This window comes from Paractinoplanes deccanensis, from assembly GCF_016862115.1.
Classification (GTDB): domain Bacteria; phylum Actinomycetota; class Actinomycetes; order Mycobacteriales; family Micromonosporaceae; genus Actinoplanes; species Actinoplanes deccanensis.
In genome coordinates this window covers 72,405-95,251 of record NZ_BOMI01000013.1, presented here as the reverse complement: position 1 = coordinate 95,251, position 22,847 = coordinate 72,405, and the positions used below count along the sequence as shown (strand labels likewise).

25 protein-coding genes are annotated in these 22,847 nt (G+C 70.3%); 11 read left to right on the top strand and 14 right to left on the bottom strand.

All coding sequences use genetic code 11. From position 1 onward, the window contains the following. Positions 1–18: 18 nt before the first annotated feature. The 7 genes from Ade02nite_RS04560 to Ade02nite_RS04530 all read right to left on the bottom strand — a co-directional run bounded on the left by Ade02nite_RS04560 (position 19) and on the right by Ade02nite_RS04530 (position 6,225). Complete coding sequence (locus Ade02nite_RS04560) at positions 19–336, bottom strand: ArsR/SmtB family transcription factor (RefSeq protein ID WP_203760220.1); 318 nt, start codon at positions 334–336, stop codon at positions 19–21. 40 nt (positions 337–376) lie between these two features. Then, the gene (locus Ade02nite_RS04555; protein WP_203760219.1) at positions 377–1,153 is read right to left on the bottom strand and encodes an amino acid ABC transporter ATP-binding protein; all 777 of its coding nucleotides are present in this window, start codon (positions 1,151–1,153) and stop codon (positions 377–379) included. 3 nt (positions 1,154–1,156) lie between these two features. Continuing rightward, on the bottom strand, positions 1,157–1,951 hold the full coding sequence (locus Ade02nite_RS04550; protein WP_203760218.1) for an amino acid ABC transporter permease: 795 nt from the start codon (positions 1,949–1,951) through the stop codon (positions 1,157–1,159). A 17-nt stretch (positions 1,952–1,968) separates the two neighbouring features. After that, positions 1,969–2,784 (bottom strand): basic amino acid ABC transporter substrate-binding protein, encoded by an 816-nt coding sequence (locus Ade02nite_RS04545; RefSeq protein ID WP_203760217.1) that lies wholly within the window; start codon positions 2,782–2,784, stop codon positions 1,969–1,971. 95 nt (positions 2,785–2,879) lie between these two features. Continuing rightward, positions 2,880–3,875: a BTAD domain-containing putative transcriptional regulator gene (locus tag Ade02nite_RS04540; RefSeq protein ID WP_203760216.1), complete on the bottom strand. Its 996-nt coding sequence runs from the start codon at positions 3,873–3,875 to the stop codon at positions 2,880–2,882. Between the two features lie 437 nt (positions 3,876–4,312). Continuing rightward, positions 4,313–4,948, bottom strand: a complete 636-nt coding sequence (locus Ade02nite_RS04535; RefSeq protein ID WP_239168523.1) for a LuxR C-terminal-related transcriptional regulator — start codon at positions 4,946–4,948, stop codon at positions 4,313–4,315. 47 nt (positions 4,949–4,995) lie between these two features. Then, positions 4,996–6,225: a sensor histidine kinase gene (locus Ade02nite_RS04530; protein ID WP_239168519.1), complete on the bottom strand. Its 1,230-nt coding sequence runs from the start codon at positions 6,223–6,225 to the stop codon at positions 4,996–4,998. A 212-nt stretch (positions 6,226–6,437) separates the two neighbouring features. Here Ade02nite_RS04530 and Ade02nite_RS04525 point away from each other — a divergent pair, with 212 nt between their 5' ends. From Ade02nite_RS04525 to Ade02nite_RS04515, 3 genes are read left to right on the top strand one after another with little or no spacing between them, the layout of a single operon-like run. Further along, positions 6,438–7,163 (top strand): hypothetical protein, encoded by a 726-nt coding sequence (locus Ade02nite_RS04525; protein WP_203760214.1) that lies wholly within the window; start codon positions 6,438–6,440, stop codon positions 7,161–7,163. Next, positions 7,163–8,041, top strand: coding sequence for an ATP-binding cassette domain-containing protein (locus Ade02nite_RS04520; RefSeq protein ID WP_203760213.1), 879 nt, complete (start codon positions 7,163–7,165; stop codon positions 8,039–8,041). The genes Ade02nite_RS04525 and Ade02nite_RS04520 overlap by 1 nt, the downstream gene beginning before the upstream one ends. After that, positions 8,038–9,690 (top strand): ABC transporter permease, encoded by a 1,653-nt coding sequence (locus Ade02nite_RS04515; protein ID WP_203760212.1) that lies wholly within the window; start codon positions 8,038–8,040, stop codon positions 9,688–9,690. Before Ade02nite_RS04520 ends, Ade02nite_RS04515 begins: the two co-directional genes overlap by 4 nt. 116 nt (positions 9,691–9,806) lie before the next feature. Here Ade02nite_RS04515 and Ade02nite_RS04510 read toward each other — a convergent pair whose 3' ends face one another. Then, on the bottom strand, positions 9,807–10,061 hold the full coding sequence (locus Ade02nite_RS04510; RefSeq protein ID WP_203760211.1) for a hypothetical protein: 255 nt from the start codon (positions 10,059–10,061) through the stop codon (positions 9,807–9,809). Positions 10,062–10,212: 151 nt separating this feature from the next. After that, positions 10,213–10,401 (bottom strand): hypothetical protein, encoded by a 189-nt coding sequence (locus Ade02nite_RS04505; RefSeq protein WP_203760266.1) that lies wholly within the window; start codon positions 10,399–10,401, stop codon positions 10,213–10,215. 6 nt (positions 10,402–10,407) lie between these two features. Here Ade02nite_RS04505 and Ade02nite_RS04500 point away from each other — a divergent pair, with 6 nt between their 5' ends. The 5 genes from Ade02nite_RS04500 (at position 10,408) to pepN (ending at position 16,989) form a co-directional block, all read left to right on the top strand. After that, on the top strand, positions 10,408–11,691 hold the full coding sequence (locus Ade02nite_RS04500; RefSeq protein ID WP_203760262.1) for a CobW family GTP-binding protein: 1,284 nt from the start codon (positions 10,408–10,410) through the stop codon (positions 11,689–11,691). Between the two features lie 261 nt (positions 11,692–11,952). Continuing rightward, positions 11,953–12,270, top strand: a complete 318-nt coding sequence (locus Ade02nite_RS04495) for an STAS domain-containing protein (RefSeq protein ID WP_203760210.1) — start codon at positions 11,953–11,955, stop codon at positions 12,268–12,270. After that, on the top strand, positions 12,267–14,147 hold the full coding sequence (locus tag Ade02nite_RS04490; RefSeq protein WP_203760209.1) for a SpoIIE family protein phosphatase: 1,881 nt from the start codon (positions 12,267–12,269) through the stop codon (positions 14,145–14,147). The genes Ade02nite_RS04495 and Ade02nite_RS04490 overlap by 4 nt, the downstream gene beginning before the upstream one ends. Continuing rightward, positions 14,140–14,541 (top strand): ATP-binding protein, encoded by a 402-nt coding sequence (locus tag Ade02nite_RS04485; RefSeq protein ID WP_203760208.1) that lies wholly within the window; start codon positions 14,140–14,142, stop codon positions 14,539–14,541. Before Ade02nite_RS04490 ends, Ade02nite_RS04485 begins: the two co-directional genes overlap by 8 nt. Positions 14,542–14,568: 27 nt before the next feature. Further along, positions 14,569–16,989 (top strand): aminopeptidase N, encoded by a 2,421-nt coding sequence (pepN, locus tag Ade02nite_RS04480; protein WP_203760207.1) that lies wholly within the window; start codon positions 14,569–14,571, stop codon positions 16,987–16,989. On the opposite strand, the gene Ade02nite_RS04475 is transcribed toward pepN, so the two are convergent. Next, on the bottom strand, positions 16,986–17,219 hold the full coding sequence (locus tag Ade02nite_RS04475; protein ID WP_203760206.1) for a hypothetical protein: 234 nt from the start codon (positions 17,217–17,219) through the stop codon (positions 16,986–16,988). The two genes, pepN and Ade02nite_RS04475, sit on opposite strands and share 4 nt — an antisense overlap. 158 nt (positions 17,220–17,377) lie before the next feature. Here Ade02nite_RS04475 and Ade02nite_RS04470 point away from each other — a divergent pair, with 158 nt between their 5' ends. The 3 genes from Ade02nite_RS04470 (at position 17,378) to Ade02nite_RS04460 (ending at position 18,922) form a co-directional block, all read left to right on the top strand. Then, entirely contained in the window at positions 17,378–17,704 is a 327-nt protein-coding gene (locus tag Ade02nite_RS04470; protein ID WP_203760205.1) for a PadR family transcriptional regulator, read from the top strand. A 32-nt stretch (positions 17,705–17,736) separates the two neighbouring features. Further along, positions 17,737–18,306: a hypothetical protein gene (locus Ade02nite_RS49050; protein ID WP_239168517.1), complete on the top strand. Its 570-nt coding sequence runs from the start codon at positions 17,737–17,739 to the stop codon at positions 18,304–18,306. Positions 18,307–18,778: 472 nt separating this feature from the next. Beyond that, complete coding sequence (locus Ade02nite_RS04460) at positions 18,779–18,922, top strand: hypothetical protein (protein ID WP_203760204.1); 144 nt, start codon at positions 18,779–18,781, stop codon at positions 18,920–18,922. A gap of 447 nt (positions 18,923–19,369) precedes the next feature. Here Ade02nite_RS04460 and Ade02nite_RS04455 read toward each other — a convergent pair whose 3' ends face one another. The 4 genes from Ade02nite_RS04455 to Ade02nite_RS04445 all read right to left on the bottom strand — a co-directional run bounded on the left by Ade02nite_RS04455 (position 19,370) and on the right by Ade02nite_RS04445 (position 22,637). Next, positions 19,370–20,395: a YxiH-YxzG fusion protein gene (locus Ade02nite_RS04455; protein WP_203760203.1), complete on the bottom strand. Its 1,026-nt coding sequence runs from the start codon at positions 20,393–20,395 to the stop codon at positions 19,370–19,372. A gap of 205 nt (positions 20,396–20,600) precedes the next feature. Continuing rightward, a complete protein-coding gene (locus Ade02nite_RS49045; RefSeq protein WP_239168516.1) occupies positions 20,601–21,524 on the bottom strand; it encodes an IS110 family transposase in 924 nt (307 codons plus the stop codon). Continuing rightward, the gene (locus Ade02nite_RS49040; protein WP_239168515.1) at positions 21,521–21,775 is read right to left on the bottom strand and encodes a hypothetical protein; all 255 of its coding nucleotides are present in this window, start codon (positions 21,773–21,775) and stop codon (positions 21,521–21,523) included. Before Ade02nite_RS49040 ends, Ade02nite_RS49045 begins: the two co-directional genes overlap by 4 nt. A gap of 148 nt (positions 21,776–21,923) precedes the next feature. After that, positions 21,924–22,637, bottom strand: a complete 714-nt coding sequence (locus Ade02nite_RS04445) for an SDR family NAD(P)-dependent oxidoreductase (protein ID WP_203760202.1) — start codon at positions 22,635–22,637, stop codon at positions 21,924–21,926. Between the last annotated feature and the right edge of the window lie 210 nt (positions 22,638–22,847).

Sequence of the window (22,847 nt, the reverse complement as noted above, 5' to 3'; positions counted from 1 at the left end):
GGACGGTGAAGTTCCCGGTCACGACTCGCCCAGGTACTTCGCGAGGCGGTCGTGCCGGTCGGCCCACTCGGCCCGCCGGGCGCCGATCCAGGCCAGCACCTCCACGAGCCGGTCGACCTCCAGACTGGCCGGGCGCGCCTGCGCCTGCTGCCGCCGGGAGACGAGCCCAGCGTCCGCCAGCACCTTGAGGTGCCGGGAGACGGCCTGCTGCGTGAGGTCGAACGGCTCGGTCAGCTCCTTGACGGTGGCGTCGCCCCGGGCGAGCCGGGCGACGATCGCCACCCGGGTGGGGTCGGCCAGGGCCGCGAAGGTGCGCGCGAGAGATTCCACTTCCACAACTTAAGCTTTGCACAACAAGCTCGTTGTGGAAAGGCTCTCAGTCGGTGAGGTGGGCGCCGATCTCGGTCTCGCTGACGTGAGTGGGCTCCAGGACGCGGTGCAGGAACTCACGCGTCCGGGCCTCGCGGGGTTTGCCGAAGACCTCGGCGGGCGGGCCCTGCTCGACGATCGCGCCGGCGTCCATGAAGACGACCCGGGAGGCCACCTCACGGGCGAAGGCCATCTCGTGGGTGACCACCAGCATGGTCATGCCCTCGGCGGCCAGGCCGCGCATGACGGCGAGGACCTCGCCGACCAGCTCCGGGTCGAGGGCGCTGGTCGGCTCGTCGAACAGCATCAGCTTCGGGTCCATGGCGAGGGCCCGGGCGATGGCGACGCGCTGCTGCTGGCCGCCGGAGAGCTGCGCGGGATAGGAGGCGGCCTTGTCGGTGAGGCCCACCCGGCTCAGGTTCTCGGCGGCGACCCGGTCGGCCTCGGCACGGCCCCGCTTGAGGACGCGCCGCTGGGCGATGGTGACGTTCTCGCGCACGGTGAGGTGGCCGAAGAGGTTGAACTGCTGGAACACCATGCCGATCCCCCGGCGTACCGCATCGATGTCGGTGTCGGGGTCGGTGACCTCCACACCGGCCACCCTGATCGAGCCGGAGGTGGGCTCCTCGAGCAGGTTGACGCAGCGCAGCAGCGTCGACTTGCCGGAGCCGGACGGGCCGATCACGCAGACGACCTCGCCCGGCTCGACCCGCAGATCGATGCCGCGCAGCACCTCCAGCTTGCCGAACGACTTGTGCAGGCCGGTGATCTCGATGGTGGACACCGGTCACCTCTCCCTTCCGGCCCGGCGCTCCAGCGCGCGGACCACCTGCGACAACGGCAGGGTGATCACCAGGTAGAGCAGCCCGGCGACCACGAGCGGCGTCGGGTTGACCCGGGTGTTGAGCGTGTCGCCGGCGAACTTGGTGAGCTCGATGGTCGCGGGGGTGACGCCGAGGACGTACACCAGGGAAGTGTCCTTGGTCAGCAGAATGATCTCGTTGGTCAACGGCGGGATCACGATGCGGAACGCCTGCGGCAGCACGATGGACACCATGGCCCGGGTGTGCGACATGCCGAGCGTGCGCGCCGCCTCCAGCTGGCCCTTCGGCACGGCCTGGATGCCTGCCCGGATCGTCTCGGCCATGTAGGCGGCGGCGGTCAGGCCCAGCCCGATGGTGACGGAGCCGTAGACGCCGCCCGGGATCTCGCGGTCGGGGAAGGCGAGCGGGATGCCGTAGCCGACCATGAAGAGCACGAGCAGGGCGGGCAGACCACGGAACAATTCGATGTACGCCGTGGCGGCCCAGCGGTACGGCAGGATCGACGAGAGCCGCATCAGCGCGAGCACCAGCCCGAGCGTCAGCCCGAAGACGAACGCGAGAAGCGTGTAGATGATGGTGTTGCGCAGCGCGACGGTGATCGCCTCGGGGAACATGCTGCGGGCGACGTCGCCGCGGAAGAACGCGTCGGACAGCCGCCCCCAGTCCGCGGCGGCGACCACGACCAGGATGACCAGGACAAAGACGAGGTAGCCGGCGACACGGACGATCCGCTGCCGCCGGCGGCGACTCAGCTTCATGTGCTTTCTTCAGCGAATCAGCTCGCGGGCTTCTCGCCGATCCATTCCTTGTAGATCCGGTCGTACGTCCCGTCGGCGCGCGCGGCGGCGATGGTCTCGTTGACGGTCTTCAGCAACTCGGCGTTGCCTTTCTTGACGGCGAAGCCGTACTGCTCACCGGTGTCGAACCCGGCCGCGACCTCCACCTTGCCGGGGTTCGCCTTGATGTACTCGTTCCAGACGGGCAGGTCGTTGACGGCGCCCTCGACCTGGTTGGTGGCGAGCGCCTGCTGCAGGGCGGCCAAATCCCGGTACGAGACGACCTCGATCTTCAGGCTCTTCTCCTTGACCTGGGCGTTGATGTACTCCTCGCCGGTGGTGCCACCCTGCACGCCGAGGCGCTTGCCGACGAGCTCCTCGAGCGTCTTGATGTTTTTGCCGGTGACGACGGCGAGCGCCTGGGTGGCGTCGAAGTAGGGGTCGGAGAAGTCGAGAACCTTCTTGCGCTCGTCGGTGATGGTCATTCCGGCGGCGGCCACGTCACACTTGCCGGAGTTGAGGTCGGCGCCGGACTTGATGCCCTCGAACGGCGTGTCCACGATCTCCTGCGTGACCCCGAGCTTCGCGGCGACCAGATCGATGAGGGCAACGTCGAAGCCGACAACCTTGCCGGTGTCATCCTTGGACTGGAAGGGCGCGTACGGAAGGTGCGTGCAGGTGGTCAGCGCCCCGCTCTTGATCAGCGCCACCCCGCTCTCGGTGGTGCCGCCCTCATCCTTCTTCGCACACCCGCCAACAAGCAGCAGGGCGGCCGCCACCAAGGCGACCCCGCGAACATGTCTGCGCATGGTCATGTGCTTCTCCCCTGTCCGGGCCCACGCCTGCTGTGGGGGTCCTGACAGAGTAATTCACCACGATCATTAACACCGGACCAGCCACATCGATCCCCTCAAATGATCGACAACGGATCCGGCGGAAAGAGATCATGCCCATCCCAGGGATCAACCGCCTCGGCGTACTCGACCTCGGCGGCCCGCTGATCCCTGCCCTCAGCCCTCGGACCATGACCGCGGTCCGGCTCCACAGCGGTCGCGTGGGCACCCTTCGGCTCCACAGCAGTCGCGTGGACGCCCTTCGGCTCCACAGGTGCCGCCTGCACACCGTTCGGCTCCACAGCGGTCGCGTGGGCACCCATCGGCGCGACAGGTGCCGCCTGCACACCGTTCGGCTCCACAGCGGTCGCGTGGGCACCCATCGGCTCCACAGCAGCCGCGTGGACACCCATCGGCTCCACAGGTGCCGCCTGCACACCCCCCGGCACCACAGCAGTCGCCCGCACAGCTGCTGCCCGCGCACCCTTCGGCACCGCAGCCGTCGCCTGCCCGCTCCCGAGCCGCGCCGCAGCGGACTGCCCGCCCCTGAGCCCCGCCGCAGCGGACTGCCCGCCCCCGAGCCCCGCCGCAGCGGACTGCTCGCTCCGGAGCCTCGCGCGGGCCGCCTCGAACACCGGCCCGGTGAGGCCGGCCAGCGGCTCGTCCCGCCACAGGGTGAGCGCCCGGCGTATCTCCTCGGTGGCCGCCTGCACGTTGCCGGTCTGATGCTCGGCGCGCGCCCGCGACAGCGCGGCCCGGAAGACCCCGCTGTCCACCGCCTCGTCAGCAACCCGGAGCACATATCCACCACCGGTCAGCGCGATCAGCGACGTCCGCTCCGGGTCGAGCGCCCGCCGCAACGCACCCACATATCGCTGAACGATGTCCACCCCGTTCTCCGGCGGATCACCGTTCCACAACGTCGCGACGATGCGCTCCACAGGCACAGGCTCCCCCGGCCTCAACAGCAGAAGAGCAAGAACCGCCCGCTGCCGGATCGGCCCGAGATCCACCTCGTCGTCGCCCCGAAACGCCCGAACCGGCCCGAGAATCTCGAACCGCGGCGCGGTCACCTCGGCACACCCATGCACCCGACCCTATCGAAGACCCACGGCAAACCTCCCTATCCCGTCACCCAATCGAATCCGTTACGCACCGCCTGATGCCGCCCGCCCATCGCCCGCCGTCTGCTGCCGCCGCGTCCGCCGCCCGCCGTCTGCTGCCGCCGCGTCCGCCGCCCGGCGTCTGCTGGCCACCTACTGGCCGCAACCCGCTGGACGCCGCTGCCGGCCCCGGCTGGCTTTCCCTTGCTGCCCGCCGCCGGTGGTCGCCCCCTGCTGCCCGCTGACGGCTGACCGCTGACCCGCCCGCTGACTGCTGCCCACTGGATGGCCTTCGCCCTCTAACCGCCGCCGCTGGTCGCCCCCTGCTGCGCCGCCCGCTGACCGCAGCTCGATTTCCTCTGCCGAGCGGCCGGCTCGTGGCGGTGGAGACGCAGCGGGTCCTCGCTCTAGATTCGGACCTGGTCGGGTGGCTGGGCGCTGCGCGGGTCGTGAGTCGAGTCGCTGCGGAGGTAGGCGAGAACGGCGAGCACTCGGCGGTTGGTGTCGTCGGTCGGGGGCAGGTCGAGTTTCGCGAGGATGTTGCCGACGTGCTTGCCCACCGCCGGGTCGGACAGCATGAGGATGCGGGCGATGGCGGCGTTGGAATGCCCCTCGGCGATCAGGGCCAGCACCTCGCGCTCTCGCGGCGAGAGCTGGACGACCGGATCGCGGTGGCGGCGCAGCAGCTGACGCACCACCTGAGGGTCGACCACCGTGCCACCCTCGACCACTTGGCGAACCGCGGCCACGAAGTCCTCCACGTCAACCACCCGGTCCTTGAGGAGGTATCCCACACCGCGCCCACCGTGGGAGTCGAGCAGGTCGGCCGCGTAGCCCTGCTGCACGAACTGGCTGAGCGCCACCACGGCCAGCCCGGGATGGTCGCGCCGCAGCTCGACCGCCGCCCGTAGCCCTTCATCGGTGAAGGACGGTGGCATCCGGATGTCGGTCAGCACCAGATCGGGCCGGTGCTCACTGACGGCGGCCCGCAGGGCGTCCGCGTCGCCGACGGCGGCCACGACGTCGAACCCGAACCGGCCCATCAGCCCGATGAGCCCTTCACGCAGCAGCACGCCGTCCTCGGCGAGGACTACGCGGATCGGTCGATCGGTCTGCACGGAATCTCCACACGGATCAGCGTCGGCCCGCCGGCCGGACTCGACAGCAGCATGCGCCCATCAGCGACCGCGACACGGTCGGCAAGCCCGGTAAGCCCGGTCCCGCGCGACGGGTCGGCACCACCCCGACCGTCGTCGAGGATCTCGACGGTCAGGATGCCGTCATGGTCGGCGACAGTCACGGCGGCTGTCGCAGCCTGGCTGTGCTTGAACACATTGGTCAGCGCTTCGGCGGCTGCGAAATACGCCACCGACTCGACGCCGGGTGGTGGCCGTGCGGGCAGGTCGGCGCGAACCGTCACCGGGATCGTGGCCTGGTCGGCCAGCTCCCGCAACGCCGCCGGCAGGCCGGCTTCGGTCAGAGTCTGCGGCCGGATGCCGTGGATGAGTTCCCGCAGCTCAGCCATGAGCAGCTTGGCCTGGTCGTGCGCGACGGCGACCGCCTGCCCGGCCGGGGAGTCGCCGGGCAGGTCGACGCGGGCCAGCCCGAGTTGCAGGGTCAGGCTGACGAGTCGCTGCTGGGCGCCATCGTGCAGGTCGCGCTCGATCCGGGCGCGCTCGGCTTCGAACGCGTCGACGAGCCGCACCCGGGATCTCGCCACCGCGGTCAGCTCGGCACGCAGCTCGCTGTCGGTCGACGCGGACAGCAACAGCCTCGCCGCAGCGGTGTGCGCGCCGGCCGTCACCGCGAGCAGGTATGGCACCGCGGGCAGCAACGCCAGCCCGAACAGCGCGTAGGGCAGCGCATCGCCGACCGTCGCGACCGTGCCGACGCCGAGCGACACCGGACCGTCACCGTCGACGAGGAACGGGCTCGCCAGCGACACCGCGATGACGACGAGCAGGATCAGCACCGCGCCGTACCAGACAGGGACCGCGCCGACGAGCAGGATCGCGTAGCAGAGCGCACGCCAGGTCGCCGGCTCCCGGTACCTGACCCGTATCCAACCGACCGGGTCGGCCGGCGCGGGACGGTGCCCGGACCTGGTCGGCCGATTGTCGGTAAGGCGCAGTCGTCGTCGTTCCAAGGCGGCTGCCGGCACGGCCACCAGAGGGCCGAGCCCTGCGATCAGCGCACCACCACCCACCAGAAGCAGCGCAAGCGGGACGAGCGCGGGCTGGTCCCACGTCACGACCCGCTGCAGAAGAATCGCCCACGGCAGGCCGAGCAGCACCATCGGCGCCCCCACCAGAACCACCATCGGTCCAGTGGTCAGCACGTAAGCAGCGGCTCGCCACGGCCACGCGGACACCAGGAATCGGCGGTGGGTGACCGCTTCCATCGCAGTGCTCGGCGTTGACATGCGGCCCAGGCTAATTGGCCGGGCTGCTCCGCCGCGGTATAGCTAGACATACCTTTTCACGGTGCCTAGGCGTAGTGCGGCACGAACCCCTCCGATGGTCGAGTGAGCCCATGCGACTCACGGCTCTGTTCCCACTGCTGCTGCTCCTGCCGGTCGCCGGGTGCACCGACCTGGCGGCCATCGACGAGACCAGCGACGACCGGCAGGAGTTCGCCTTGGCAGGCGAGCGCCTGGTCATCGACAACGACGGCGTCGAGCTCCGGCTGACGGCCGGCACCGGTGACGCCGTCGTGGTGCAGCGGTCGCTGACCGGCAAGGCGACCGTCGACGGCAACGCCTCCTGGTCCATGCGCGACAACACGTTGCGGCTGAGTGTCTCCTGCAGCGGTTTCGTGCCCGACTGCGGCGGCCGCCACGTCGTCGGTGTGCCGCCCGGCGTCGAGGTCCAGGTCACCAGTGACTCGCCGGTCCGGGCCGTCGGTCTCGGCGCGGCCCTCACTGCGACGGTGTCCGACTCCTGGCTCCACGTCGAGAGCCCGGGCGGCCCGCTCCGGCTCGACGCAGGCCTGGCAGTCGAGGTCACCGGCGCCCGCTCGGCCGACGTTGCGGTGTCGTCCAGAGACGATGACGTGCGCATCAACTTCACCAGCCCACCTAGCCACGTCGAGGCCCGTGCCGCAGGCTCCGTCGACGTCGTGTTGCCCGCCGGCCCTGAGACCTATCGAGTGACCGCCACGCCCGGCGGATCGGCGTTACGCCATGACCCCGCCAGCAAGCGCTCCATCTCTGCGACGGCCGGCGACGCCCACGCCGCTCGGGTCCGGAAGGCGCGCTGATGTTGGAGTTGATCGACGTCACCAAGGTCTACCGAGGCGGCAAGCGAGCGGTCGACGGCGTGACCATGAGCCTCGGCCCGGGCGTACTGGGCCTACTCGGTCCCAACGGCGCCGGCAAGTCGTCGCTGATGCGAGTGGCCGCCACCGTCACGAGGCCGACGACCGGGCAGGTCCTGTTCGAGGGCACTGACGTGGTGACCAAGCCCGACGCCCTCCGCCATCGCCTCGGTTACCTTCCACAGGACTTCGGCGTCTATCCCCACCTGACCGCGCGTGAGTTCCTCTCCTACCTGGCGGCGGTCAAGGGCTTGCCGGCGCGTGCCGCCCGGGCCCGCATCGACGACTTGCTGGCGCTGCTGAACCTCACCGAGGCGGCCCGCCGCCCACTCGGTGGCTACTCGGGCGGCATGCTGCGGCGGGTGGGCATCGCGCAGACGCTGCTGGCCGATCCCCGCGTGGTCATCGTCGACGAGCCCACCGCGGGTCTCGACCCGGAGGAACGCGTCCGATTCCGCAACCTTCTCAGCGAGCTTGCAGCCGACCGGCTTGTCCTGTTGTCCACTCACATCGTGTCCGACGTCGAGTCGGTGGCCGGCGACATCGCCATAGTGGCACGCGGCCGGGTACTGCGCCGTGGCAGTCCCGACGCTCTGGTCCGGACGGTGGAGGGCCAGGTCTGGGAGATGACGATCCCACCGTCCGCGCTCGGCGCCGTTCAGGCGCGACACACGGTGAGCCGGATCGTGCGCACGAGCGACGGCGTGCACGTCCGGCTGCTTTCCCCCGATCCACCGGCGCCCGATGCGGTTCCCGTGCGCCCCGACCTCGAGGACGCTTACCTCGCCGCGGTCGGCACGATGCGGGAGGTGGCCCGATGAGGCCCGTAGTACTGGCCGCAATGGCCGTGGCGGACTTCCGAGAACGGGTGCGCAGACCGGCGTACATCGTGGTTCTGCTCGCGGCCGTCTGTCTCGGCTATCTGGCCGTCCCAGCCGTCGGAGACCACTGGACGATCGTCAATGCCGGGTCCTATCGCGGCGTCTACGACAGCGCCTATGTCGGTACGGTCACGGCACTGGCGGGAGCGTTGTGGTTGTCGGCCGGAGGCTTCTACGTGATTCGCTCGGCCGTTGCGCGCGATCGGCAGAGCGGCGTGGGTGAACTGTTGGCGGCCACGCCGATGCGCACCGGCGACTACCTGATCGGAAAGTTCCTCAGCAACCTGCTGGTCCTGTCCTCTATGGCTGCGACGCTGGCCGCGGCAGCCCTGGCGATGCAGCTGGCCCGCGGCGAGTCCCGATCCGTCGACCTGGTCGCCCTGCTGGCACCGTTCGTGCTCTGCACCCTGCCGGTGCTCGCTGTGGCAGCGGCGGCGGCCGTCGTCTTCGAGACCACTCCCCTGCTTCGCGGCGGTCTGGGCAACATCATCTGGCTGGTCGTCTCGTTGATCGGCCTGATCGCCGGTCAGTCCGCGGACGCTCCCTTCGGCGGCCTGGGCGTAGGCGCCTTCGCCGAGTCGCTGCGCGACGAACTGGCGGCGCGGGGCCTCAAAGGCACCGATCTGGCGCTGGGCTTGATGTACATGGACGATCCACCCCGCCCTGTTCCCTGGGACGGCATCGACTTCACTGCCGCCTTCGCAGGTAAGCGCATGGCCCTCATCGCCCTGGCCGTCGGTGTGGCCCTCGTGCCGGCACTGTGGTTCGACCGCTTCGACCAGGCGCGCCGCACCGCCCCCGCGGCCAAGAAGCAGTCACTCGATCGTGCCGTCGCACTACGGTCGGCAGCGCCAAGATGGGCACGTCCGGCGCCCGTCGCCACGCCGCTGCAGCCACTCGGCCCGCCGGGCCCGCCAGCGAACGGGGTGTCATCGTCCGGTGTCGGCCGGCACCGCTCGGCGGCGGAAGTGCTGACAGCGGGCGAGTCGGGCGTTCACGGGCCGTGGCGCGCGGCGGGTGCTCTACGGGTCGTGGCCGGGGAGGTGCGAATCCTTGCCGGTGGCGTCTCCCGATGGTGGTGGCTGGGCACGTTGGCCCTGGTCGTGGCCGGTGTTGCTGTGCCATCTGCGGCGCCGGTGGCGCTCATGGCGGCGTGGATCTGGCCGGTGCTGATCTGGTCGCGGCTCGGTTGCCAGGCGCGCGAGCAGCACGCAGAGGCGCTCCTCGACTCCTGCCCTGCGCCGTTGCTGCGCACGCTGGCGCAGTGGCTGAGCGGCGTCGTGCTGACGGCCGTCGTGAGCTTCGGCCCGGCCCTGGCCATGGCTGCTGACGGTCACTTCGCCGACTGGCTCGCCGGCGCGGCCTTCATTCCCGCGCTGGCGCTGGCCGCCGGTGTCATCAGCCGCACGCAGAGGTTGTTCCAGGCCGCATACCCGCTGCTCTGGTACATGGTGGTCAACGACGTCGCGGGTCTCGACTACATGGGCGTCCTCGCCGGCGGTCCCCAACCGCTCATAATCGCCACCGCTGCGGCGCTCCTGCTTCTCGCGGCCCTCGCCGTCGTCGCCCTCCGCCACCGCCTCCGATGAACGCCCTTCCGCCGGACCACGGCGAGTTCCTCCGGTGGTCACTATCGCCACCGCCGCGCACCGCCACCCGCACGCCCGTCGTCGCCAGGAGGCCGCCGTGATCCGCACTGCCACCGTCACTGCCATCGCCACCGCTGCCACCGCCACCGCTGCCGCTGCCACTGCCACTGCCACTGCCACTGCCACCGCTGCCACCGCCACCGCTGCCACTGCCACCGCCTCCGCTGCCACTGCCACCGCTGCCACCGCCTCCGGCGGCGCGACCGCCACCCGCACGCCAGCCGTCGCCCGGAGGCCGCGGTGATCCGCACTGCCACCGTCACTGCCATCGCCACCGCTGCCACAGCCACCGCCACCAGGCGCAACGCCATCCGCGGGCCAGCGCAGGCCGCGCCATTGCCACTCGCAAGGCCCGACGCACCATCCGGACAGCCTCCGCCACCCGCGGGGCTGGTGGCGGCGGCTGTCCGCATTACCGTGCCCCGCCCCCAGGGCCCATCCCGGCCCTGGACCGCCGCCACCTCAGAACGTCGCCACCGCCAGGCCGCCGTCGCTGTCGCTGTGGCGGTCGGGGTCGGAGTCGCAGCGGCGGTCGGGGTCGGACTCGCGGTGGCGGTCGCAGCGGCGGTCGGGGTCGCTGTCGCGGTGACGGTCGCGGTCGGGCGGCAGGGTCTGCGGGGCGAGCACGACACCCCGGGCGAGCGGCGTCACTTTACAATGAAAACCGTTTCCAACAAGATGGGAGACATGAACGACACCCGTCCTCGTGTGACTGTGCTGGCCGGCTTCTCGGCGGCGGCTACTGATGCTGTGGCCCGTAGCCTGCTGCTTACCGACCCCTCGCTGATTCTTGTGGCGCATGATCTTGCCGGTGTTCGGGATGGGGTGGTGCGGCGGACCGTGCGCACGGCTGGGGAGGTTTTGGAGGAAGGGCGGACCGATCTGGTGCACGGATGTGTGTCGTGCACTCTGCGGGAAGACGTGCTGCCGACCCTTGTGCGGCTGAGCCGGGCGCATCCGGCTAGCGATCTGGTGCTGGCGCTACCTCCGGCGATCGAGCCGGAGGCTGTTGCGGCGGCCTGCGCTGTGGGCTCGGTTGACGGGGTGGCCGTGACCGATGCCGTGCGGTTCGATTCGTACGTTGCCGTGGTGGAGGCTGCGGGCGTCGTCGACGATCTGTGCAGCACGGACAGCCTGCGTGACCGTGGCCTGCATGCGGCGGGCAACGACGAGCGGGCGGTCGCCGATGTGGTGGTGCGGCAGATCGAGTTCGCCGACACCGTCGTGGTGTGGAGCAGTCCGGGCGCGGACGCGTTCGAGCGGCATCGGCTTGCCGCGCTGCTGCATCGGCTGGCGCCCTGGGCGGCGCATGTGCACGTCGGCGACAGCCCCAAGGTCGACTGCACGGGGCTTGCCGGGCGATTGCTGCGCACGGGGCGTCACGACCCGGGCGTTCCGGGCATGATGGGCAGGGCGCTGGAGGGGTATCCGATCGGCATTCACGACCGGCACGGCGAGCACGGGGTCAACGCGATGCTGTTCCGCAGCCGGCGGCCGTTCCACCCGCAGCGGCTGCACGACGCGCTCGACGATCTGACCGCGGAGGCGCTGCGAGGGCGCGGGCAGCTGTGGATCGCCACCCAGCCGGGTACGGCGATCGCCTGGGAGTCGTCCGGCGGTGGCCTGCTGCTCGGCAACCTCGGGCACTGGCTCGCCGCGCTGCCCCGCGAACGGTGGGACGAGGCGAGCGACATGCGCCGGCTCGCGGCCGATGCTGCCTGGGATCCCTACTACGGCGACCGGGGCACCGTGCTGTCGTTCGTCGGTTTCGGGCTCGACGTCGACGCGATGACCGCGACGCTGGGCCGCTGCCTGCTCACCGACGCGGAGATCGCCGACGGCGCCGAGAGCTGGGGTGCGCTGCCCGACCCGTTCGCCGACTTCTTCCCGCTCGACGACGGCGCCGACCAGCCCGCGTCCGCCGAACGAGCCGTCTCGTGACGCCGGCCCCGTTGACGAGACCGGCGACCGGCGACCGGGCCCGCAACGGGACCGGCAACACCGGCAGGGCCAGCAAAGAGCGAAACCGCCGCCAAGGCCGTCGAACGGCCGACACGGTCCGCGAACGGGGGCGGTGGCCTTTTCAGGCAGGTGGTGCTGGCCGAAGAGTTGAGTTTGCGGCGGGGACGGAAGGGGACCCAGGCACGACCGCCACCCGAACGGGCGTACGCGATGGGGCGTACCTGGAGGGACAGTAGGCCGATGCAGACGGTTTCGATCGACGTGGGAGACGACGGGACCCTGAGTGCGGTGCTGCGCGGCGAGCTTGACTTCACTCAGGCGGCGCGGATTGTGGCGGCTATGGAGGCCGCCATTGACGATTGCCGGCCGGACAGCGTTCGGGTTGATCTCGCTGAGGTTACCTTTCTCGACTCCTCGGGCATCGGGGCGCTTGTTCGGGCCATGAAGGCCGCCGATCAGGTCAACGCCTCCTTTGTCGTCGAGCGGCCCACGCTTGTGGTCTTCGATCAGCTCAATACCGCGGGGCTGGTTGATGTCTTCGGATTGCGGCGGGCATGATCCCGGAGACCGACTCGGGCTACCTGCAACGGCTGGCGGAGCTCGAAGCCCGGGTCGACCAGGCCAGGCTCAGCCCCGAGATCCTCAGCGAGCGGGCGGCGGGGTTGCTGGCCGGGCGGATCGGGTGCCGCATCGACGAGGCTCATGCTCACCTGCGGCTGCTCGCCGGACAGCAGAACACCAGCGTCGCCTCGGTTGCGGCCACCGTCATCGGGGCGCTCGAGATCCGGCGTTCCACCTCGCTGCGGCAGGTGCGGCACTCTGTCGAGGAGGCTCTCCGGGCCACCGATCAAGAGCCTGACCAGCCGGTACGGGTGAGCGCGCCGGATGCGTCGTACTCGTGGCTCGACGTCGTGCAGCAGATGCTCAACGCGCTGCCGGGCAAGCACATCGTCGTCGTCCCGGTCCGCGGGGACGACGGGCGGATCACCGACTACGAGTGTGTGGCCGTCAGCCCGGGCATGCGGGACCTGTCCGGCCGCACCGGGCCGCAGCTGATCGGGATGGCGATCAGCACCGCCTACCCGGACATCGTCGGTGGGCCGGTCTGGCGGGCCTGGGCCGACTCGCTCACCGACGGGCATCCCCGCTCCGTCGAGCCGTTCACCTATGTGCACATCGACAACGGCGACGCCAGCGAGCACCTGCTCACCGTGCGGGTGCGTCCCGTCGGGCCGGGGCTGCTCAACTCCTGGGTCATGCACGACGAGCAGACCCGGCTCGCCGAGCGTATCGACCAGACCGAGCGTCTCGGCAACCTCGGCTACGGCGAATGGGATCTGATCACCGACACCACCGTGTGGTCCGACGGCCTGTACCGGATCTACGAGCGCGATCCCGCTGACGGCCCGCTGCCCCGGGCCGAGTCCGAGGCGCTCGGGCTGCCCGAGGACGAGCCGCTGCGGCGCCAGGCGGCCGAGGAGTTCGGGCGCGGCGAGACCATCGACCTCACCACCCGGGCGCTCATCAACGGCAAGGTGAAGCACCTGCGGGCGGTGATCGACACTGTGCGGGACGCCGAGGGGCGGCCGCGCAAGGTCTACGGCATCATCCAGGACGTCACCGCGCGCGAGACGAGCCGCCGCAAGCTTGCCGAGGTCGAGCGGCAGCTGCACGAGCATCAGCAGGATCTGGCCGCCGAGCACCGGCTCGCCGCCCAGCTGCAGCACATCGTGCTGCCCATCCCCGAGACACCCGTGGACCTGCCCGGCCTGCGGGCCGCCGTCCGCTATCTGCCCGCCGAGCAGGCCAGCCGGATCGGCGGCGACTGGTTCCACGCGGCGCTTGCCGGGGACGGCAGCGTCGTGCTCGCCGTCGGCGACGTCGCCGGGCACGGCGTGCAGGCCGCGGCCACCATGGCGCAGCTGCGCCACACCATGGCCGCCCTCACCATGACCACCACGTCGCAGCCCGCCGAACTGCTCGCCCACCTCAACCGCCTGCTGCTCGCCCTCGGGGTGTCGACAGCGCCCGCCACGGCCGTCATCGTCCGCTGGGAGCCGGCGACCCACGCCTGCACGTGGTCGCAGGCCGGCCATCCGCCTCCGCTGCACGCCCGCGCCGGCGTCGCCGTCGAACTGCCCCGTCCGGCCGGGCCGCTGCTCGGCGGGCTGGCCCACGCCGAATACGGCACCAACTCCCTCGACCTGGCGGCCGGCGACATCCTCCTGCTCTACACCGACGGCCTCGTCGAGCACCGCGAGCGGACCCTGTCGGAGGGCACCGCACCGGTCGCCGATCTTATGAGCCGGGTCACCGCGGAGCGGCGCGACTATCCGCTCGACGTGCTCCTCGCCGGCCTGCAACGCGCGAACCCCGACGACGACACGTGCCTGCTCGCCGTACGCCGGACTGATTGTGGAAACGGCCATGACTGAGCCGCCGGACCACGACCGGCTCCACCGGGATTTCACCCTCGGCAGCCTGGTCGCGCTGCGCCACGAGATCGAGCAGTGGGCGGGCGCCCACGGGCTCACCGGGCTGGTGCTCTACCGGTTCGTCGTCGCGGTCAACGAGATCACCACCAATGCGGTACGCCACGGCGGCGGTCACGGGCACGTCCGGCTGTGGCGGGCCGCCGACGGGCTGCACTGCACCGTCACCGACCGGGGCGCAGGCCTGCCCGCCGGCGTGCGGCCCCGCGCCCCGCTGCCGGACGCCGTGGGCGGCCGCGGGCTCTGGCTGGCGCGCCACGGCACCGACGAGTTCACCCTGCGCAGCGGGCCTCGGGGCACCGCCGTGAGCCTGGCCCTTTTTACTCACGCGACGTGACCCGCGAAAGCCCCTACCATCGGGCGGATGAGCCCCCGGAGTCTCACCCAGGCCGAGGCCGAGCAGCGTGCCGCGCTGATCGCCGTCGAGCGCTACGACATCGCGATCGACCTCACCGACCTGCCCACCGGCTCCGGTGTGGCCTGCGTGTCGACCGTGACCTTCACCTGCCGCGAGCCCGGCGCCTCGACGTTCGCCGACTGTGTCGCGCCGATCGTCTCGGCGACGCTCAACGGTGAGCCGCTGCCGCCCGCCGCCGACGGCCGGATCCCGCTGGCCGGGCTCGCCGAGCGCAACACGCTGCGCGTCGAGACGCTCCAGACCGACACGACCGAGGGCGCCGGTGTGCACAAGGCGGTCGACCCGGGCGACGGCGAGGTCTACGTCTGGACGACCTTCGCGCCCGACGAGGCCCGCTATCTGTTCGCCTGTTTCGACCAGCCCGACCTCAAGGCGCCGCACGCGTTCACCGTGACCGCCCCCGAGCGCTGGACGGTCGTCTCCAACACCGCCGATCCCACGATCGAGACCCACGAGGGTGTACGCCGGTGGGCGTTCCCGGACACGCCGGTGCTCGCCACGTACAACACGGTCGTGAATGCCGGCCCGCTGCACGAGGTGCGCCGCACGGCCGGCGGGCACGACCTGGGCCTGTTCTGCCGCCGCTCGCTGGCGCCCATGCTCGACCGGGACGCCGACCAGATCTTCACCGTCACCGAGCAGGGGCTCGCGTTCTTCGGCGAGGTCTTCGGCATGCCGTTCCCGCAGCGCAAGTACGACCAGGTCTTCATGCCCGACTTCGGCGGCGCGATGGAGAACTGGGGCTGCGTCACCTGGATGGACTCGTTCCTCAAGCGGACCGCGCCCACCCCGGCCGAGCAGGAGATGCTGGCCGTGGTGCTGCTGCACGAGCTGTCGCACATGTGGTTCGGCAACATCGTGACGATGCGCTGGTGGGACGACCTGTGGCTGAACGAGGCGTTCGCCGAGTTCGCGTGCTACTGGGCGGCCGAGCACGCCACCCGCCACACCGACGCGCGGGTCGGCCTGCTCGCCGGTGAGAAGCTCGACGCGTACCTCGCCGACCAGGGCCCGATCTCCCACCCGATCCGCCAGCCGGTGCCGGACGTCGCCGAGGCTGCGTCCATCTTCGACGCGATCACCTACCCCAAGGGCGCGTCGGTGCTGCACCAGCTCATGACGTACGTCGGTGAGCAGCACTTCGTCACCGGCATGAAGAAGTACTTCGCGCGGCACGCGTGGGGCAGCACGGTCCTCCAGGATCTGATCGACGCGCTGGCCGAGACCTCCGGGCGCGATCTGAACGCGTGGCGCGCGGGCTGGCTCGAGACCGCCGGGGTCGACCGGTTCACGTTCGACGGCGTGACGCTGACGGGCAGCGGGCCGGCCGGTGAGCCGCGACCCCAGGTGCTGGCCGTGGCGGCGTACGAGAAAGGCCCGAAGGGGTTGACCCGGACGGCGCTGGAGCGGGTGGACGTGCAGGCGGCGGCGACCGCCGTGACGCTGCCCGCGGGCGCCGACCTCTACCTGGTCAACGACGACGACCTGACCTTCGCCACCGTCCGGCCCTCGGCCGCCGACCGGCAGACCCTGATCGACCAGGCCGGAGCGCTGCCGGCCCCGGTGTCGCGCGGCGTCGCCGTGGCCACCGTCTGGGACATGCTGACCGCCGGCGAGGCGACCCCCGCCGAGGCGGTGCGCTGCCTGACCTCGGTGCTCGACGCGGAGACGGCCGACACGGTGATCGAGCCGTACCTGCGCCTGGCCGGCGACGCCGCCGAGCTGTGGGCCGGCGACGCCGACCGTCCCGCGCTGCTGGCCCAGGTCTTCGCGACGTGCACGCGTCTCGCCGAGCAGCCCGCCCGCCGCCAGGTGGCGCTGCGCGGCATGATCCGCTCGGCGGCCGACCTCGACACGGTCGCGAGCCTGAAGAAGAGCGCCGACGGCGACCCCGACCTGCTCTGGCGCTGCCTGAGCCGCGCGGCCGAACTGGGCGGCGACACCGAGGCCGAAGCCGCCGACCTGCTCAAACGCGACCCCGACCCGGACGCCACCTATCGCGCCCTCGCGGTGCGCGCCGCCCGCCCCGACGCCGCCGAGAAGGCCGCGGTCTGGCAGAGGATCGCCGTCGACCGGGCCGTGCCGATCAGCGCCCTCTTCATGGTGACGGCGGCCTTCTGGCGCCCCGGCCAGGACCACATCCTGGCAGGCTACGGCGACAAGTATTTGGACCTGCTGCCCGGCTTCGACCGCGGCGGCATGATGCCGGCGATGGCCTACTCCGGTCGGCTGCTCCCCCGCTTCGGCGTCGCCGCGGACTTCCCCGCCCGCGCCGAGCAGGCCGTCGCCGAGGCCGCGCCGGTGATCCGCCAAACCGTGCTCGAACGGGCCGACGAGCTACGCCGCATGCTGCGCGCCCGCGGCTAACGCTGTTTTCGCCGGCGGCGCCATCGGGGCAGCCGCTTGCCGGCGATCAGATAGACGGCGTACGCGAGAGCCACCACCGCGGCGGCGACACCACCCCAGCCGTACTTGACGATCAGCGGCCATCCCGTGGAGACGAGCGCCAGCGCCAGCAGCAGCCGATGAGCGGAGAGCCGCTGAACGGGACCCCGGCGGCCCTCCCGCCGCGGCTCGTCACCCGATTCGTCGCTCATGCCGTCCCCACCGCAACGAGGCTATCCTTCGCCCGCGCGCCAAGATTCCCCCACCGCCGGCCGAGCGGCGTCAATCACTCCTCGGGGACGACCCGATCGCCAAGTAGGTTGAACTCTACCTAGCCCCATGGTAGAGATAAGGCATGGGACGTCCCCGGATGACGCTGCAGACTCAGATGGTGCTGCGGGCACTTCTGGAAGATCCGACGCATGAGCGGTACGGCTTGGAGCTGTCGACCGCGTCCGGGCTGCCGTCCGGAACCATCCACCCCATCCTCGCCCGCCTCGAGAAGCTCGGCTGGCTTGAGTCGCACTGGGAGGACATCGACCCGGCACGTGAGGGCCGACCCCGTCGACGCTACTACCGGCTGAGCCCGGACGGTGCCGAGCACGCGCGCACAGCCTTGGACGACGCGCGCACGCCGGTGAGCCGATTCCTGGAAGGGCGCGTTAAGCCGCGCCTGGCCGACGGAGGACTGGCGTGAAAGGGCCCTTGATCCTTCCGGACATTCCCGCGTTGACGGACGGCGATCGGGCCGAGCTGTCCCAGATCCTGCGCGGCAGGCAGATTCAGCGATTCCTGCTGACCGTGATCGCGCTGCAGTCCTGCACACTGCAGGCCATCGACTGCATCCGGGTCCTGGACAACGCCGCCTACTGCGAGAAGGAACTCGACGACCTCCTGGTGGATCGGCTCTTCAAGAACCTGGAGAGCATCTTCGAGGCGCTGGCCGGCGAGTCGATCGACGAATCCCACATCGCGAACCTCGCCCGGTGCGCGGAGGAGATCAGCCAGCTGGTCGAGCAGCTCGCCGTCGATCGCCACCCGAGGGCGGCGGCGGTCACCGCGGCGGGACAAGCCACGCCGTGGACCAGCGCCGTCCGCCTGACCCTGGTGTCGGTCCGGGTCCTTCCCGCCGCCGCCCAGCCCCGCTACGCGGAGGAGTGGCAGGCCGAGCTGTACGAGCTGGCGCTCTCCGGTGCGTCACGGTGGACTCAACTGATCTACGCGCTGCGGATCCTCAACGAGGCGTGGGTGCTGCGAGCCGAGCTCAAGGCGCCCGCACCCGAGCGGATCCGGCCATGAGGACGACGGCCTGGGCCGCGATCGGCGGTGTGGCGACCGCCGCGGCCGCAATGAGCGGACCCGCCCTTGCCGGCATAGCGTCCGTGCTGGCGTTGGCCCTTGTCGCCTTCTGCTGGGTGCTGGCCAGCTCGAAACGCACGGCCAACCTGGTCGATCTGGTCCGGGCGATGCGGAGGCCGGCCGGGTCGGCCCGCCCGGCTCGGACGGCTCGGACGGCTCGAACGGCCCGGACGAAGACCTAGTCAGGTCGATGCCGGGCACCGCTCGAATGCTTCGAGGCGGGGCAGGGTTGAGGCGCGGGATCGGAAGCTGTTCACAAAGCCGCCGTGCGAGGGTCTTCGCGTGCCCGCTTCGACTCATTCGCCGGCTACGCCGAAATGGTGCCCGACACGAGCAGGATGGCGCCGTCGGGCTTCCCGCATTTACATCGCGGTGCTCAGGGCGGCATCGTCGTCCTGTATCGACCTCTTGGATGTCCTCGCGCTTCATGACCGCAGCGGCGGAGGCAGTGGCAGCACTCAAGGCCGTCCGGACCGCTGGCCGTGCCACCGATCTGGCCATGCTGACCGACAACACAATCGACGACCTGGCCGACCCTTCGATCGATTCGGCATAGGACGGTGCGGACATCAGCCTGGTCTACTGCCCTCTCGTCGGCACGAGCACGCGTCGAGCTTCCCCCGCCTGCATCACGCAGCGTTACAGACCGCTGCTAGCCGATGCGCTCGCTCTGCGGCTAGGTGAGTACGTTCGACGCCCGGCTACCGAGCGTTTCGGCCCTGAGGCTTTCGCGGGTCATACTCGCCCTCAAGGTATGCAATGAACCGCTCAGGATGCTGAATGTAGGTTGCGATCGTGCTCGGGCGGTGGTTGCCGGCCGCGACGAGCTCTTGGTGGTACCTCGCGAGTTCGGCGCGCAGCTCGGCTGCGGTCCATGCCTGCTCAGCCATCAACAAATCATCTATGAGGTGCCGCTCTCGGGGTAGCCCACATCGCCCTCATCGCCAGATCGGTGCACTTCGCACCGCGGGCCTCCGGAATTGAAGCGGCCCAAGCGGCACTTCTACGCGGGTGGGATGTCCGTCAGGCTCAGTTGGTACCAGTCGGTACCGTGAAAGACGTGCAGGTCCGGACCGCGTCCCACCAGGCGTACATGATCCGGCAAGGGCTCGCCGTCGGGTAGCACCAGCCGGTACCGGCCCGCGTCGCGCAGGTCGCTGTCGCGCAGTTCGCCGACGACCAGACGATCCCGGTTCGGTCCATGGCCGCCGGCCATCCCCACGCGACGGTCATCCACGACGAGACTCCTGGCGCCGTGGGCGAGCTCGTTACGCCACACGGTCACCTTACCGTCCTCGACCTTCACTACCGGAAAGTCGGAGTAGTAGCACGCCCAAGCGGTATCCCCAACGACATTGAGCGCGTAGCAGTCGTCGATCGGCGCCGTGTCGTCCGGGGAGAACCGCCAGTCCGGGTCTCCACCCAGGCCGAAGCGGGTCAGCCCGCAAGAGCCCAACGGCTCGGGTCCGGGACCGCCCCAGCCGTAGTTGCCGAACACGCCCTCGTCGAAGTAGCCGACCCAGGCATCGCCGGACGGCGTAGTGAACACGTCCTCGACGCCGTCACCGAAGGTGTACTCGGCGACCACGGCGCCGTCCGGGCCGTACACGAGCGCGTTGCGGTCCGGACCCTCCGGCCGCCACCGGCACCGCGCCGCGACCACCAGGAAACGGCCGTCCGGCAACGGCTGGACGGTGGCGTGCGCCAGCGGCATCTCCGCGATCCGCACCACCCGAACCGGGCCGGACGATTGCACCGTGATCCGAGCCTCGGCCGGCCGGGCCGCCCGCGGATCCGGGAACGACGCCCACCCGGGCTGTACCGTCACCGATGTCAACGCCTCCCGATCGGCGGGCGTGGACCACAGAGCGACAGCTTCACCCGCCGGGCCGACCGATACCGACAGCAGCACCTCGTCGTCGGCAGCCGTCAGCTGACCATGCCGGCGCACTGGCACGACCGGCAGCGCCAGCACCTCGGCACGCTGCTGCTGTTCACGTTCCTTCAGTTTCTTCTCCCACCCGGCCACCGCAGTATTCGATCACTTCGGACGTCCGAGCGGAAACGGATACGAGCCCCGCGGCTTCAGGCAGCGCGGCCCGAAGCAACAGCCCGCCGGCGAGTGCACCATGCCCGCGACGACCCTTCGGTCGCGTCTCCGGCCCGACCGAATCGCGGCGTGCAGGCAAGCGCGCGTCGACGTTGCACAACCGTCAGTCGTAACCGCTCATATATCACTCGCCCGATCCGTCGACCGGGCTGGACCGTTCGAACACACCACTGCCGTTCACGCGCCAGATCGTCATGATGCCGGACCGCCCTTGAAGTCTGCGGCGTACGTGCTCGACGCTGTCCAGCCGGAGTGTGCCCCGCTCTTGGAAAGAGACAACGCCGTCGGTGACCTCCGGGTCGAGTCCGAGGTCGGCCAGCATCCGCACGGCCGCGTCGCATGTGTCCGCAGTAGGCACCACGTATGCCTTCCCGCCGTCGTTCTCACAGCAGCTACGGGTGTCGCAGACTGCCCACAGGCAGGCAAGGAGCCCGGCGATGCCACGGTCCACGCATGCCTCTTTGCCGTGTGCCCGGAGATGAACCTGGCGGTGACTCACTGCGATCAGTCCGCCATTGATCAGCCTGCAGGATGGGCACAGGGGGTAAGGCCCGAGTGCTAACGGCTTCATTACCCTCCCGCGCAAGGGAAACGAGCGGACGGACTCGACTCGCATTCGTGACGATAGCTGTCTGTTCCAAAAGACCCGGGCCGCAACCGCGCGCACTCTCATCGGCACGTCCGCACAGCGTCGCGACATGATCAACTTCGCCGTCGGGAATCCACCGAATGACCGTTCGCTGCTTGCGTCGCTCATCGCGCGCCCTGGGTACGTGGTCAAGGCACGGCGGGCGTCAACACCGAGATCGACCGTGCGCAGCAGCGCGGTCAGCGCGTTTACCGCCTGAGTGCGCTCGCCGCTCATCTGCTCGCGAGCCGCTGCCAGGACCCGCAGGGCGGTGCGCTCGCCGGCCTGCCGCGGCCGGCACAGGTGGTCGACCTCCAGGCTGCGAGCGGCCTGGGCCATCGCGACGGCGTCCACGGTGTCGTTCTTGCCGCGGCGACGCCGGGTGGCGGCCGGGATCTCGGGTGCCTCCGCGACGGTCAACCGGCCGCGACGAGCTGCTCGGTGAAGGTGGCGCCGTAGGGGCCGGCGCCGTCGATGACGATCAGCGGCGCCGTGTTCTGGGAGTGGCGTTGGATCCCGCCGACGGCACGGCGCAGCCTTGCTGGACTGGCCGGGAACTGTGCCTGCTGACTGACCGCGCCGGTGCCGGCGGCGATCAGGACGAGGGTATGGGAGGCGGCGTGGGTGTCCACGCCGACGATGAAGTCGTGCTGGTCTGCGACGATCGTCATCGCCCCGTACTGCCCTTCCCGGGGAGACGTCGTGACGGCGTCGGTCCAGGAAAGGTGCTCTCGAGGCAGGACTGTGATGAGCCAAGACCCGCTGCAATGGGTCGGGCAGGCTTCTCTCGTTGGCGGCGACTGAACTCGCCGTCTGCCACTAGCGGTGATCAGCCGCGCCGACGGCCAGTTTGGCAACCAGGTCGCGGAAAGCGTTCAGATCGCCGATCACTTCCTCCGCGCGGTGTGGATGTTGGTACAGGTTGTAGTAGCGAGCACCGATAACGTCCGGGTCGGCGATTTTGTCACCCGGGATGACGCCTGAGGCGATGGTCATTGTGGCCGCGTGAATCCCAAGCGGTCGCAGTTCAGCGTGCAGGGTGTGAGCCCAGTTGCGCAGGCCGGCCATGGCCAGTCCCACGTTGGCCAGGAACGGCGCGGGGATCACGGAAGACACGCCGGTCGTCAGCAGCAGCGTTCCCGCTCCTCGATCTCGCATCTGCGGGAGCAGGTGTCCCACCGCTGTCACCGCGCCCAGGACGTGCAGCTCGAACTGCGCCAGAGCGGAGGCAACCGTGGTCTGCGCGGCGTCGGTGATCGGCCCGGTCGGACTGGGGCTGTATTCCAGGACATCGATCGGTCCGAGCCGATCTTCCGCCGTCGAGAGAGCGTCGGCAAGCGCGTCGCGATCACGGATGTCGGCCGGGAACGCGGCGGCGGCCACGCCCAGCCCGGCCAGCTCGTCCACCATGCCGCCCAAGGTTGCCTCGCTCCGGGCGACCAACCCGACCCGGAAGCCGTGGCCACCGAAGGCGCGGGCCACGCCCATCCCGAGTCCCGGGCCGGCTCCGACGATGACCAGCGTCTTCGGCACCACAACATCCTTCCCGCCCGCAGCCGTTTGCCTTCAGGCCCACCGCACCTTTGCGCCCGGCGGTTACTGTTTGTTCGTAGCAACATGATCGGTCACCGCCGATACGGCGACAAGACGGCACATCAATGTCGGTGACGCACACGGAGGTAACCCCCTTGCCGCCCCTGGGTGACACCGCACCGGACGGACGACAGCTCGACATCACGCTCC

Coding starts and splice junctions, on each gene's coding strand:
- Ade02nite_RS04490 (WP_203760209.1), top strand. CDS start 12,267: ATGATCCCGGAGACCGACTCGGGCTACCTGCAACGGCTGGCGGAGCTC.
- Ade02nite_RS04470 (WP_203760205.1), top strand. CDS start 17,378: ATGACGCTGCAGACTCAGATGGTGCTGCGGGCACTTCTGGAAGATCCG.
- pepN (WP_203760207.1), top strand. CDS start 14,569: ATGAGCCCCCGGAGTCTCACCCAGGCCGAGGCCGAGCAGCGTGCCGCG.
- Ade02nite_RS04545 (WP_203760217.1), bottom strand. CDS start 2,784: ATGACCATGCGCAGACATGTTCGCGGGGTCGCCTTGGTGGCGGCCGCC.
- Ade02nite_RS04485 (WP_203760208.1), top strand. CDS start 14,140: ATGACTGAGCCGCCGGACCACGACCGGCTCCACCGGGATTTCACCCTC.
- Ade02nite_RS04475 (WP_203760206.1), bottom strand. CDS start 17,219: ATGAGCGACGAATCGGGTGACGAGCCGCGGCGGGAGGGCCGCCGGGGT.
- Ade02nite_RS04500 (WP_203760262.1), top strand. CDS start 10,408: ATGAAAACCGTTTCCAACAAGATGGGAGACATGAACGACACCCGTCCT.
- Ade02nite_RS04550 (WP_203760218.1), bottom strand. CDS start 1,951: ATGAAGCTGAGTCGCCGCCGGCGGCAGCGGATCGTCCGTGTCGCCGGC.
- Ade02nite_RS04535 (WP_239168523.1), bottom strand. CDS start 4,948: ATGGGCCGGTTCGGGTTCGACGTCGTGGCCGCCGTCGGCGACGCGGAC.
- Ade02nite_RS04460 (WP_203760204.1), top strand. CDS start 18,779: ATGTCCTCGCGCTTCATGACCGCAGCGGCGGAGGCAGTGGCAGCACTC.
- Ade02nite_RS49040 (WP_239168515.1), bottom strand. CDS start 21,775: ATGACGATCGTCGCAGACCAGCACGACTTCATCGTCGGCGTGGACACC.
- Ade02nite_RS04510 (WP_203760211.1), bottom strand. CDS start 10,061: ATGGCGTTGCGCCTGGTGGCGGTGGCTGTGGCAGCGGTGGCGATGGCA.
- Ade02nite_RS04525 (WP_203760214.1), top strand. CDS start 6,438: ATGCGACTCACGGCTCTGTTCCCACTGCTGCTGCTCCTGCCGGTCGCC.
- Ade02nite_RS04530 (WP_239168519.1), bottom strand. CDS start 6,225: ATGGTGGTTCTGGTGGGGGCGCCGATGGTGCTGCTCGGCCTGCCGTGG.
- Ade02nite_RS04520 (WP_203760213.1), top strand. CDS start 7,163: ATGTTGGAGTTGATCGACGTCACCAAGGTCTACCGAGGCGGCAAGCGA.
- Ade02nite_RS04495 (WP_203760210.1), top strand. CDS start 11,953: ATGCAGACGGTTTCGATCGACGTGGGAGACGACGGGACCCTGAGTGCG.
- Ade02nite_RS04515 (WP_203760212.1), top strand. CDS start 8,038: ATGAGGCCCGTAGTACTGGCCGCAATGGCCGTGGCGGACTTCCGAGAA.